Source organism: Dermatophilaceae bacterium Soc4.6, from assembly GCA_039889245.1.
In the GTDB taxonomy this organism is placed as follows: domain Bacteria; phylum Actinomycetota; class Actinomycetes; order Actinomycetales; family Dermatophilaceae; genus Lapillicoccus.
In genome coordinates, this window is sequence record JAZGVH010000002.1 from 65,573 (window position 1) to 77,798 (window position 12,226).

Sequence of the window (12,226 nt, forward strand, 5' to 3'; positions counted from 1 at the left end):
CGACTCTGCCACCCCGGTGCCGCTCCGGCTCAGGCGGCAGACGTCTGGCCGGAGACCGTGCGGATCGACACGGAGGAGCCGGCCTGGGTCTTGGCGACACAGATCTGCGTGGGGATGCGGGTGAGCAGGTCGCTCACGTGGCTGACCACCCCGACGGCGCGCCCGCCCTCGCGCAGCCCGTCGAGGACCGTCAGCACCTCGTCGAGGCTGTCGTCGTCGAGAGTGCCGAAGCCCTCGTCGACGAACAGCGTCTGCAGGTCGAACCCCCCGGCCTCCTCGCGCACTGCATCGGCGAGGCCGAGGGCGAGCGCCAGTGACGCCATGAAGGACTCACCACCCGAGAGCGAGCTGGTCTCACGGACGGCCCCCGTCCAGAGGTCGCGCACGACCAGCCCGAGCCCGCTGCGGCGGCGACCCGAGTCGAGGCTGTCGCTGTGCTGGAGCTGGTATCGCCCGTCGCCCATCACCGCCAGCCGCTCGTTGGCGAGGGCCGCGACCTTCTCGAGCCGGGCGGCCAGGACGAAGGAGGACAGTCGCATGCGAAGCGTGTTGTCGGCACCGGTCCCGGTGACGAGGCTGGCGAGGTCGCTGACCTGCTCAGAGCGGGCAACCAGCGGTGCGAGCCGGGCACACGAGTCGGTGAGGGAGCCGACGAGCCCGCTGAGCTGCTGGTGAGCCTGACGGGCGATGACGTCGCGTTGCTGAGCGGCCCGCTGCGCCGCCCGTGCGTCCTGGACGACCGCAGCGGCATGGCCCTCGTCGGCGGGTGGGCGGTCCTGCGCCCGGCGGACCTGCTCGTCGGCGAGCACCTGCTCGGCCGCGACCCGACGGGCGTGGGCGTCGCGGACCACCACCTCCAGGCGCAACACCTCGTCGGTGGGGCACAGGGCCGCCCGAGCCTCGTCGGCGGTGGAGAAGCCGCGAGCCCTCAGGCTCTCGACCAGTCCGGCCTCGCTCTCGAGCCGCTGGGCCGCTGCCTCGCGCTCCGAGCCCAGTCGGTCTCCGAGCTCGCGCAGGCCCTCGTCGTAGCGTCGGTGGCGGGTGAGCGCCCGGCTCGCTGAAGCCGCACCGGGATCGTCAGCCTCGGCGTCTCGAGTCGAGTCGGGCACGCCGGTGCACGGGCAGCCGGCATGGTCGTCGAGGACGGTGTCGCGGCGGGACGTGAGCGCGGCGACGGACGCCTCGACCTCGCCGACCAGCGCCCGATCGGCGGCCAGCGACGTGACGATCGCCGCCACTCGCCGATCGTGGGCGGCCACGTCCTCGTCGGCGGCGACGACCCGCGCGTCGAGGGCGGCAGCGGTGCCCGCCGGGTCGGCGAGCTCGAGCAGCTCGTCGTGCACCCGGGCCTGCTCGGCGCGCCACGCCATCGGGGTGGCCGAGGCAACCTCGGTCTCCTCGGTCTCCTCGGTCTCCTCGGTTTCGTCGGTCTCGGGTCGTGCGAGGTCGGCGCCGGCCGTCTCCGGCGAGTCGTCGCCGGCTCCGACGCGCAGCTGCCGGGCCAGGTCGGTGGTGCGTGTGCGCACGAGGGCCTCGGCGGCCGCCAGCTGGGCGCCCACCCGGTCACGCCGCCCGCGACGGTCGTGCCATGCCTGCTCAGCCCGGGAGACCTGCTCCGGAGAGACGGCGTCGCCCGATGCCGAGGCCGGTGCGGGGTGCTCGAGAGCCCCGCAGACCGGGCACGCGTCGTGGTCGTCGAGCTGCCCGGCCAGCTCGGCGGCCATGCCGTCGAGACGGGACTGCCGCGCGGTGAGGTAGGCCTCGTGCGCACTGAGCTCGGCGTCACGCATCTCGCGGTGCTCGTCACCGAGCCGCACGACGGCATCACGCGCCTTGCCGAGCGCGGCCGCGATCCACACCAGCTCACCGAGGGTCTCGTGACGGGCCCTCAGGAGCGCGTGCTGCCGGGCCCGGTTGCGATGGGTCTCCACTGCCTCTCGGGCGGACACCTGGGCCGCGACGAGCCGGGTCGCGGTCTGCCTGAGCTGCTCGAGCTCGGTGGTGGCGGCGAGCTCCCGCGCCCGGAGCCGCCCGAGCCGCGAATGCTGCTCGAGCCGGCCCAGGTCGGCCCGGTGAGCCTCCTCGAGTCCCGACGTGCGCTGCTCGAGCGCTCTGCACCACCGCGCGACCTGCCGGTCGTCGACCTCCGGACCGAGCCCCAGCCGACCTCGCAGCCGCTGCACCTGAGCGGCACTCGTATGCAGCCGGGCGCCCGCCCGCTCGTGGGCCGAGAGGTCGGTCGCGACCACCTCGGCCGCCCGGCTGAGCTCGATGCGGCGGGCCGCCAGCGCGACGGCCGGCCCGGCCCGGGCCAGCTCGGCCAGCTCGGTCGCGGCCACCCCGGCCCGGCGCTGGCGCTCGGCCAGCGCCTCGACCTCGACCCGGGCGCTCTCGGCCCGGCTGACCAGACCCTCGGCCGCATCGAGGGCGGCGAGGGTCGACCCCACGTGCTCCTCGCAGCGGTCACCCAGCTGGGCCAGGGCGTCCGGGAGCTGCCCGAGCTCGTCGAGCGTCCAGAGGTCGTCGCCGCCGACCTCGGCCGGCAGCGTCACGACGGCGTCGCGCAGCCGAGCCAGGTCGGTGACGACGTGGGCTCTGGACTGCTCGACCTGCTCGGCGAGCCCGCGCCGCTGCTCGACCAGCCACTCCTCCACCCCGGTCCACGTCGAGATGTCGAAGAGCCGCTCGAGCAGACCCCGTCGCTCCTCGGCGTCGGCCCGCAGGAACGCGGAGAACTCGCCCTGCGGGAGCAGCACCACCTTGCTGAACTGCTCGAGACCCATCCCGAGCACCTCGGTGACGATCTCGGCCACCTCGTCGTTGCGGGTCGACCTCACCACCCAGGCCCCACCCACGTGCTCCTGGAGCAGGACCGAGGCCGGGGCCTTCGTCGTGCCCGTGCCCCGCTTCTTCGGCCGCTCGAACTCCGGTGAGCGGGTCACCAGGAAACGGCGGCGACCGGTGGTGAAGTCGAGCACGACCCGGGGGACGGCCGCGTCGGGGGCGTGGTCGCTGCGCAGCCGGCGGCTCCCACGGCGCGCCCCGGGCAGGCCGGCATACAGGGCGTAGCAGATGGCGTCGAGCAGGCTCGTCTTGCCCGCACCGGTCGGGCCCTGTATGAGGAAGAGGCCGGCTGCCGTGACCTCGTCGAAGTCGACCTCGACGGTGTCGGCGAAGGGTCCGAACGCCGTGACCCGCAGGGAGTGCAGCCTCATGCGGCCCCCGACCGACGTCCGTGCTGCTCGGGCACCTCGAGGTCCTCGAGCCCGGGGAGCATCGCCCCCATCTCGTCGGCGTGCCGGGCCTGCTCGACGCGCGACGCCTCGAGGGCCTCGCGCAGCAGGCCACGCTCGCCGCGGCTGGCGGGGTGCCCGGCCCGCACGTGGGTCAGGAAGTCGCAGCACAGGTCGAGGTCGTCGCGGCGGGTGCCCACGCGGGCGGCATACGAGCTGAGGTCGACGGCCACCCCCTGCGGCTCCCACTGGAGCACGAGGGTGTGCGGGAAGCGGGCCCGCAGCCGGTCCATGGCGGCCCGGGGCCGGGTGGGGTCGGTGAGCGTGGCCTGCACGTAGGACGACTCGGCCTCGCGCAGGCTCGGGTCGACGAGCAGGTCGTCGAGGTCGCCGCGCAGCAGCCGCAGCGGGCGGTCGACCGGGGCCTCGGCGAACTGCGCTGAGACGGCTCCGTCGTCGGCCAGGTCCACCAGCCACGACCCCTTGGTGTGCCGCCACTCGCTGAAGGACATGGCCACCGGCGAGCCGCTGTAGCGGACCCGCTCGGTGATCTCCTGCCGCCCGTGCAGGTGCCCGAGGGCAGCGTACGACGCGGCCGCGAAGACGTCGGGGTGCACGGCGCTCACCCCGCCGACCGCGATGTCGCGCTCGCTGTCGCTCGTCGCGCCCCCGGTGACGAAGGCGTGGGCCATCACGACCGACGGGCCCGGGCGAGCCGTGAGGTCGGCCGCGACCCTGCTCATCGCCGCCCGCAGCACGCCGGCGTGCGTGCGCTCCTGCGCGCCGAGCGTCTCAGCCACCGCAGACGGCTCGAGGTAGGGCAGCGCGTGCACCGCCACGCCCTTGACCAGCACCGGCCGTCCGATGTCGGCGACGGTGGAGCGGATGTGCAGCCCGGATCGCTCGAGCAGGTCGGACGCGAAGCCGAGACGGGTCGCCGAGTCGTGGTTGCCGCTCGACAGCACGACCTGCGCGCCGGCATCGACCACGCGCACGACCGTCTCCGACAGCAGGTGCACGGCGTCGGGCGAGGGCAGGGCGCGGTCGTAGACGTCTCCCGCGACCAGCACCGCGTCGACCCGCTCGGCCCGCACGACCTCGACGAGGTGGTCGAGGACCCGGGCCTGGGCAGGCAGAAGGCCCACCTGGTGGAAGGACCGTCCCAGGTGCCAGTCGGAGGTGTGGAGGAACCGCACGCTCGAAGGGTAGGGCGGGGCACCGACAGCGGCCGGGAGGTCGGTCGGCGTGTGCCGATCCACGATGGTCTCCCGGTGCGTTGGGGGCCTCGCACCCCCTACGGTTTGCCTATGGGAAAGGACGTCGCCTCGGCGACCTACACGCGTGAGCAGCGTCAGCAGTACCGCGAGAAGGTGCGGGCCGACCTCGACGTCTTCGGGCGGATGCTGAGTCAGAGCAGCTTCGAGTTCGACCGGCAGCTCACGGGCATGGAGATCGAGCTCAACCTCGTCGACGACGGCTACGGCCCCCGGATGGCCAACGAGGACGTCCTCGCGGCCATCGAGGACCCGGAGTACCAGACCGAGCTGGCGCGCTACAACATCGAGTTCAACCTCCCGCCGCAGCCGTTGCCCGGCACCGCCGCCCTCGACCTCGAGGCGCACCTGCGCGACTCGCTCAACGCGGCGGAGCGGCGCAGCCGCGAGGTGGGCGCGCACATCCTCATGATCGGCATCCTGCCCACGGTCATGCCCGCGCACTTCGAGGCCGACTGGATGAGCGCCAACACCCGCTACCAGGCGCTCAACGACGCCGTCCTCGCCGCCCGTGGTGAGGACATCAAGCTCGATATCGCGGGAGGCACCGGCGAGCGCATCGACACGTACGCCGACTCGCTGGCCCCCGAGAGCGCCTGCACCTCGGTGCAGCTGCACCTGCAGGTCGAGCCGCACCACTTCGCCGCGCACTGGAACGCGGCGCAGGTGCTCGCCGGCCCGCAGCTCGCGGTCGGGGCCAACAGCCCCTTCTTCTTCGGCCAGCAGCTGTGGCACGAGACGCGGATCGAGCTCTTCACCCAGGCTGCCGACACCCGGTCGGTCGAGCTGAAGAACCAGGGCGTGCGCCCCCGCGTCTTCTTCGGGGAGCGGTGGATCACCTCGATCTTCGACCTCTTCGAGGAGAACGTGCGCTACTTCCCGGCGCTGCTGCCCGAGCTGACCGACGAGGACCCGGTGGCCGTGCTGGACGGCGGTGGGGTGCCGCACCTCGAGGAGCTCAAGCTGCACAACGGCACCGTCTACCGGTGGAACCGGCCGATCTACGACATCGTGGGCGGGCGGCCGCACCTGCGGGTGGAGAACCGGGTCCTCCCCGCCGGCCCGAGCATCATCGACGTCATGGCCAACTCGGCCTTCTACTACGGCGCGCTGCGCATGCTCGCCGCCGACGACCGCCCGGCGTGGACCCGGATGAGCTTCACGGCAGCCGAGGAGAACTTCTTCGCGGGTGCCCGCGACGGCATCGAGTCGCGGATGTTCTGGCCCGACCGGGGTGAGGTGCCGGCCACCGAGCTCGTCCTGCGCCACCTGCTCCCGCTGGCCCACGAGGGGCTGCGGCGCTGGGGGGTCGCTCCCGAGGTGCGCGACCGCTACCTGTCGGTGATCGAGGGCCGGTGCCTGACCGGCCAGAACGGCTCGTCGTGGCAGATCGAGGCGGTGCGGCGTCTCGAGGCGCGCGGGCTCGACCGGCCCGCCGCGCTGCGAGAGATGCTGCGGTCGTATGCCGCCCAGATGCACGAGAACCTCCCCGTGCACACCTGGGAGCTGCCCTGACGGCTTCGTGGTCGGCCGTGCGCGGTTCCAGTGCGCGGGTGTCGGACGGGTGGGTTAGGCTGGGCCGACCCCTTGACCCCCTTGACGCCGAGTGCGTGCATCCTGACCAGTTGGAGACCTCCGGTGACCGACGCCGCCACCCCGATCACCGAGCGCAACGCGGTCGCCACGGGCGAGCTGCTCTCCACGGTCGAGCGGCTGCTGGCGGAGCGGGCCGACGAGCTGGCCCGGCAGGGTCGGAGCCTGCGCTCGCTCGGTGACCTCGGTGAGCTCGCCGCGCGGATGGTCGCCGTGCTGCCGTCGGTGCATCCCTACGACACCGCGATCGGGCCGTTCTACGACACCGGCGGCCTCAGCCAGTGGCTCGGGGTGAGCCGGCAGGCCCTCGCCGACCGCGTGCGCCGCGGCACGCTGCTCGCCTGCCGCACCCAGGACGGTCACCTGCTCTACCCCCTCTTCCAGTTCGCGCGCTCGGGCGAGGTGCGGGTCGGCATCGTCGACGTGGTCGGCACCATGACCCGAGCCGGTGTCGACGGCTGGGTGACGGGCACCTGGCTCACGACCCCCTCGCCGGTCTTCGACGGCGACAGCGCGGTCGACCACCTCGTGGTCCACCACGCCTCGCGGGCGTGCGTGGCGCGGGTCGTGGCGGCGGCGGCGGCCGACGTCGCATCGTGGGCCAGGTGAGCTCTCCATACGGGCCGGACGAGCGTGACCCCGACCGGCCCGAGGTCGTCGACCGCGAGCGCGTGGCCCAGCACCCGCCGGCCGTGCCGCTCGACGACTTCCCCGTCCACACGGCGACGGTGCGGGCCACCCTGCACCGGGCGCACCACCGCGACCTCGGCCCGTGGTGGTTCAGCAGCAGCGGGGGGCGTTTCGACCTGCCGGCTCCGCGCGGCACCTGCTACCTCGCCGACGACCCCCTCGTCGCCCTGCGCGAGCGCATCGGCGTCGTGCTCGGCGGGGCCGACCAGGTGCCGGCGAGCCTGCTCGAGGCGACCGTGATCTCGCGGCTGCACCTGCCCCGGGCGCACCACGTGGCCGACCTCACGGCCCGGCGGGCCAGCCGCTTCGGCGCCACCCGCGAGCTCGAGACGATGGTGCCGTATGCCGTCCCGCAGGCCTGGGCGCTCGCCCTCGCCGCCGCCGGGCACCAAGGAGTCCGCTACGGGCCGCGCTTCTCCACCGGGGCGGTGACCTCGCTCGCCGTCTTCGGTGAGGCGGGGGCCGGATCGGGCGTCGTCGACCCCGTCCCGGTGCCGGCGGTCGACGTGCCCGGCGCGCCCGTGCCCCTGCGGCCGCCGCGGCGTGAGGACCTCACGGTGGTCAAGCCGCCCCGCACCCGCGGGCGCTGAACGATCGGGCGCTGAACGATCAGGAGGGAGCGGTCAGGTTCCACCGCACGATCGCCGGCACCCCGTGCGAGCTGCCGAGCAGGCAGGTCGAGGCCGGGTCGAGCAGCAGCTTGGCCGCCACGCGGGGTTCTTCCTCGAGGTAGACTGTGGCCAGCACCCGCAGCAGGTGCCCGTGGGCCACGAGGACCACGTCCCCGCGCGCCAGGTCTGCCCGCACGTCGGCCAGCACGGCGGAGGCCCGCGCCGCCACCTGCTCGACCGTCTCGCCGGGCGTCTCTCCGGGGACGACGCCGTCGTCGAAGATGGTCCAGTCTTCCCCGGCCCGCTCGCGGATCTGCGCACCGGTCAGGCCCTCGTAGCCTCCGTAGTCCCACTCGTGGAGGCGCTCGTCATCGGTCACGGGCACCCCGAGGTCGGTGAGGCCCGCGAGCTCGGCGGTGCGCCGGGCGCGCTTCCAGGGCGACACCACGACCCGCACGATCGGGCGGCCCACCAGCAGGGCTGCGCATCGACGCGCGGCAGCCTCACCCGCCGACGTGAGGGGCACGTCGGTCAGGCCGGTGTGCTGTCCGGTGAGGGACCACGCCGTCTCGCCGTGCCGCAGCAGGACCAGCGTCCCACCGGTCGCCGGGGGAGTGCTCGGGTCAGGGGTCGTCTCGGCCATGAGGCAACCCTAGGCTGGGGACCGAGGATCTCTGCTACCGCGTCGTCAACGTCTTCACCTCGGGCTCGGACCCCTTCACCGGCAACCCGCTCGCGGTCGTCGAGGACGCCGGGCACCTCGATGACCACACGATGCTCGCGATCGCTCGACAGCTGAACCTCTCCGAGACGACGTTCCTCACCCACCTCGACCGATCTGCGGGGGAGGCCACCGTGCGAATCTTCACCACGGCCTACGAGATGCCGTTCGCAGGCCACCCCACCCTCGGCGCAGCGAGCGTGGTCGCCGACCTGATCGGGGGAGCGCGCGGGGTCGACGACGTCACGCTGCTCCTGCCGGTCGGGCGCGTGCCGGTGGTGCGCACGGCGACCGACGGGTCGGATCGCTGGACCCTCACGACGGCGGTGACGCCGACCGTGCGTGCGCCCGGGGCCGGTCGCGCCGACCTGGCGGCGATGCTGGGCCTGACCGAGGCCGACCTCGGCGACGACGCGCTCTTCGTCGACGCGGGGGTGGAGCAGCTCGTCGTGCCGCTGGCCGGTGTCGAGGCCGTGCACCGGATCTGCCCGGTGCCGCACCTGCTCGAGCGGCACGCCCGGTCCGCGGCCGGCATGGTGCAGGCCCTGGTGTGGGCGGCGAGCGGGCCCGACGAGGTCGAGGCGCGCTTCCTGGTCGCCGAGGGTGGGGGCTTCTTCGAGGACCCGGCGACGGGCTCGGCCTGCGCGAACCTCGGCGGCTGGCTCCGCGAACGGGGAGCCCACGAGCCCGCGGGACTGACCCGGCTGGTGCATCAGGGGGCGGCCGTCTCGCGACCGTCGGTGCTGCACCTCGGGGTGTCGGCCGCGGGTGTCGTCACCGTGGGCGGCTCGGTGCTCGACCTCGGCCGGGGCACCTTCACCCTGCCCTGAGCCGGGCCGATGAGTCCGGCTGGCGACGTGAGCCGGCCCTTCTGCTGGGGCTGCTGGGGCAGGCGGCGCCCGCGAGCCGCTCAGGTCGTCTCGATCGGTCGTCCGGAGCGCCCTCGACCCCGGGCACGGGTCGTTCCGTCTCCGTCCAGGCGCCCGGGCCGAACGCCTCGTCGGCCAGGTGCCGCCAGAAGTGGCCGGCCGCCTGGTTGTCGTGCTGGAAGGCGACCGTCCAGGGTCCGGGGTGACGAGCGATCACCGCCCGGGCCATCTGGCGCCCGACACCTTCGCGGCGGACGACAGGTGTCACCCACATCGCCGCGAGGCTGCGCCGCTCCGACGTGATCCCGTCGACGAGGGCGAAGCCGATTGGCGCGGCCTCACCCGTCTTCGGGTGGGGACGCCAGGCGAGATATCCCACGACCTCCGGCGAGGGGCCTCGCGGGAGCCCCCGGGCCTGGTAGCGGCCGTCGGCGTAGGGCAGGCCAGACACCACCAGGGCCAGGTCGTGCCGGAAGCACTGCCACAGCCAGGCGACGACCTCCCACTCGTCGTCAGCGACCGGCCGGACCTCGAGGCTCCCCATGACCTCACCCTCGCACGGTCGGAGCGCCACACCACTGAGCTCTGAGTGGGGGTCGTGCGACGGCGCTGGGGCAGGATGTCCCCATGCCGACGTATGCCGTGTTCATGCGAGCCGTCAACGTCGGGCAGCGGCGGGTGAAGATGGAGCGTGTGCGAGACCTGTTGTCCGGCAACGGGTTCGCTGACGTCGTGACCCACATCAACTCGGGCAACGTCCGGGTCACCACGGGTGGGCGGAGCGCGGATGCCGTGGGGGCGCGGGTGGGCCGGCTGCTCTCGGACGAGTTCGGCTTCGACATCCCGTGTCTCGCTCGCACCACGGCAGACCTGTCCAGGCTGGCGGCGCAGGTCGATGCCCTGGCCTCGCCGCTGGGGGCCGAGGCCCGCACCTACGTCTGCTTCCTCGATGCCGAGCCCACCGAGGCGTCGACGGTCGAGCTGGGCGGGTGGGACGTCGAGGGCGAGCGGGCGCTCGTCCTCGGGTCGCACGCCGTGATCTGGCTGACGAAGTCCTCCCACGAGGCGCGGCTGAGCAACGCCAGGGTCGAGAAGGTCACCGGCCGAGTGAGCACCCTGCGAGACGTGAAGGTCGTCCGGACCCTGGCCGAGAAGTGGGCCCCCTGACCCGCAACCCCACCACCCCAACCCCCACTTCTTGCGCCCCATGCGCCGTTCGTGCGGTCAAGAGGGGGTGGAAGGGTGCATCAGCCGCAAGAAGTGGGGGCCTCTGGTCAGGTGCGGGCCGCGCGTCGTACCAGCTCGAAGCAGACGACCGCCGCGGCCGCCGAGACGTTGAGCGAGTCGACGGACTCGACCATCGGGATGGAGACCCACGAGCGGACCTGCTCGGCGACCTCCTCGCCGATGCCGGAGGTCTCGCTGCCCAGCACGAGACAGACGTGCTCGGGCAGCTCGGCGTCGAAGAGGGTGGTGGGCGCGCCGCCGTCGAGACCGACCAGGTGGAAGCCGGCGGCGGAGAGCCGGTCGGCCGCCTCGGCGGCGGTGTGGCACTTGAGGATCGGGGCGCGGAAGGCGACACCGGCCGACGCCTTCACCACCATGGGGTCCAGGGACGCGACGCCCTTGCGGGGCACGACGATGCCGTCGATCCCGGCTGCGGTGGCCGTGCGCAGGATCATGCCGACGTTGGCCGGGGTGGTGATGCCGTCGAGCAGCAGCACCCGACGCAGCGTCGGGTCGTCGAGCGCGTCGGCCAGCGGTCGCATCCGCGGCGCGACGACGTCGGCGAAGACGCCCTGGTCCTGACGGCCGTTGCCCGCCAGCTTCTTGACCCGCTCGGCACTGGCCCGGTGTACCGGCACCCCTCGGTCACGCGCCAGCCCGAGGATCTCGCCGACCCCCGGCCCCCGCGCCCCCTCGGCGAGGACGACCTTGTCGACGGTCACAGAGAAGTCGTCGAGCACCTCGATGACCGGGTTGCGGCCGTAGACGGTGACGAAGCGGTCCTTGGGCGAGACATCCGGTGTGGTCACCGGTGAAGCATCCCAAACCCGCGGGCGGGCGTCCTCCAGGGGTCAGAGACCGAAGGTCTTGCCGATGATGTCGCGCTGGATCTCGTTGGTGCCGCCGTAGACCGTCGAGATGATCGCCTGGCGGAGGTGCTTCTCCATGTCGAACTCGGTCGCGTAGCCGTAGCCACCCATCATCTGCATGCCCTCGATGGCCATCGTCTTGGCCACCTCGGTGGCCTTGAGCTTGACCATCGACGCCTCACGGGCGAGCACCCGGTCGGGCTCGGCGTCGGCGGCCCGCGCCACGGCGTAGACGAGCAGTCGCGTGGCCTCGATCTCGGTCGCGAGGTCGGCGAGCCGGTGACGCAGCACCTGGAACGACCCGACCTTGCGGCCGAACTGCTCCCTCGTGGACACGAACTCGAGGCAGTCGTCGAAGGCGCGCTGGGCCAGGCCGACCATGATCCCGCCGAGGATGAGCCGCTCGGTGTTGAGCCCTGACATCAGCTGGCGCCAGCCCTGGCCGACCTCGCCGATGACCGCGTCGGCGGGCAGGTCGCAGTCGGTGAAGAACAGGTCGTTGACCTCGGTGCCGCCGAGGGTCGAGATGCCCCGGATCTCGAGACCGGGAGACGGCAGGGGCACGTGGAACATCGTGATGCCCTCGTGCTTGCCGCCCTCGCGCGACGTGCGGGCCACCAGCAGCAGGTGGCTGGCGTAGTGCGCGTTGGAGCACCAGGTCTTCTGCCCGTTGACCCGCCACCCGGTCTCGGTGCGCTCGGCCCGGCACGTGAGGGCGCCGACGTCGGAGCCCGCCCCCGGTTCCGACATCGAGATCGAGTGCGACTCGCCGGCGGCGATGCTGCCGAGTAGCAGGTCCTTCTGGGCCTCGCTGCCGAAACGGGCGACCGCGTTGCCGACGATGAGCGTCACGCCGAGGCCGGCAATGGGCAGCATGCCGTAGGCCGTCCCCTCCAGCAGCAGGCACATGTCGACGTGGCTCCCGCCTTGGCCTCCATACGCCTCCGGCACGCGGATGCCGGCCCATCCCAGCCCGGCGATCCGGGTCGAGACCTCGGGGTTGTGGTGCAGGCGCCCGCCGTCGGTGAGCCGGTCGCGCTGCTCACGGGTGCCGGCCTCCTTGCGGCAGTAGTCGGTGACAGCGGCGGCGAAGTCGCGCTGGTCTTCGGTGAGCTCGAGCAACATCGGTCGGTCTCCTG

The 12,226-nt window shown here is 73.2% G+C and carries 11 protein-coding genes; 5 read left to right on the top strand and 6 right to left on the bottom strand.

Going from position 1 to position 12,226, the window contains the following annotated elements; translation table 11 throughout:
• Positions 1-29: 29 nt before the first annotated feature.
• Both V3N99_00375 and V3N99_00380 read right to left on the bottom strand, forming a co-directional pair.
• Positions 30-3,215 carry an AAA family ATPase gene (locus tag V3N99_00375; protein MEO3935189.1) on the bottom strand — a complete coding sequence of 1,062 codons (3,186 nt, stop codon included), beginning with the start codon at positions 3,213-3,215 and terminating at the stop codon, positions 30-32.
• A complete protein-coding gene (locus V3N99_00380) occupies positions 3,212-4,429 on the bottom strand; it encodes an exonuclease SbcCD subunit D C-terminal domain-containing protein (protein MEO3935190.1) in 1,218 nt (405 codons plus the stop codon). Before V3N99_00380 ends, V3N99_00375 begins: the two co-directional genes overlap by 4 nt.
• 111 nt (positions 4,430-4,540) lie before the next feature.
• Between V3N99_00380 and V3N99_00385 the strand changes: the two genes are divergently transcribed.
• From V3N99_00385 to V3N99_00395, 3 genes are all read left to right on the top strand, one after another.
• Positions 4,541-6,022, top strand: coding sequence for a glutamate--cysteine ligase (locus tag V3N99_00385; protein MEO3935191.1), 1,482 nt, complete (start codon positions 4,541-4,543; stop codon positions 6,020-6,022).
• 123 nt (positions 6,023-6,145) lie between these two features.
• Entirely contained in the window at positions 6,146-6,709 is a 564-nt protein-coding gene (locus V3N99_00390) for a hypothetical protein (GenBank protein ID MEO3935192.1), read from the top strand.
• Positions 6,706-7,380, top strand: coding sequence for an RES domain-containing protein (locus tag V3N99_00395; protein MEO3935193.1), 675 nt, complete (start codon positions 6,706-6,708; stop codon positions 7,378-7,380). Before V3N99_00390 ends, V3N99_00395 begins: the two co-directional genes overlap by 4 nt.
• A gap of 19 nt (positions 7,381-7,399) precedes the next feature.
• On the opposite strand, the gene V3N99_00400 is transcribed toward V3N99_00395, so the two are convergent.
• Entirely contained in the window at positions 7,400-8,044 is a 645-nt protein-coding gene (locus V3N99_00400; GenBank protein MEO3935194.1) for a histidine phosphatase family protein, read from the bottom strand.
• A gap of 14 nt (positions 8,045-8,058) precedes the next feature.
• Here V3N99_00400 and V3N99_00405 point away from each other — a divergent pair, with 14 nt between their 5' ends.
• Positions 8,059-8,952 (top strand): PhzF family phenazine biosynthesis protein, encoded by an 894-nt coding sequence (locus tag V3N99_00405; GenBank protein ID MEO3935195.1) that lies wholly within the window; start codon positions 8,059-8,061, stop codon positions 8,950-8,952.
• On the opposite strand, the gene V3N99_00410 is transcribed toward V3N99_00405, so the two are convergent.
• On the bottom strand, positions 8,939-9,535 hold the full coding sequence (locus V3N99_00410) for a GNAT family N-acetyltransferase (GenBank protein ID MEO3935196.1): 597 nt from the start codon (positions 9,533-9,535) through the stop codon (positions 8,939-8,941). The genes V3N99_00405 and V3N99_00410 overlap by 14 nt on opposite strands.
• Positions 9,536-9,618: 83 nt before the next feature.
• Between V3N99_00410 and V3N99_00415 the strand changes: the two genes are divergently transcribed.
• Positions 9,619-10,158, top strand: coding sequence for a DUF1697 domain-containing protein (locus V3N99_00415; protein ID MEO3935197.1), 540 nt, complete (start codon positions 9,619-9,621; stop codon positions 10,156-10,158).
• A gap of 107 nt (positions 10,159-10,265) precedes the next feature.
• Here V3N99_00415 and V3N99_00420 read toward each other — a convergent pair whose 3' ends face one another.
• A complete protein-coding gene (locus V3N99_00420) occupies positions 10,266-11,027 on the bottom strand; it encodes an RNA methyltransferase (protein MEO3935198.1) in 762 nt (253 codons plus the stop codon).
• A 42-nt stretch (positions 11,028-11,069) separates the two neighbouring features.
• Positions 11,070-12,212, bottom strand: a complete 1,143-nt coding sequence (locus V3N99_00425; protein ID MEO3935199.1) for an acyl-CoA dehydrogenase family protein — start codon at positions 12,210-12,212, stop codon at positions 11,070-11,072.
• Positions 12,213-12,226: the final 14 nt, after the last annotated feature.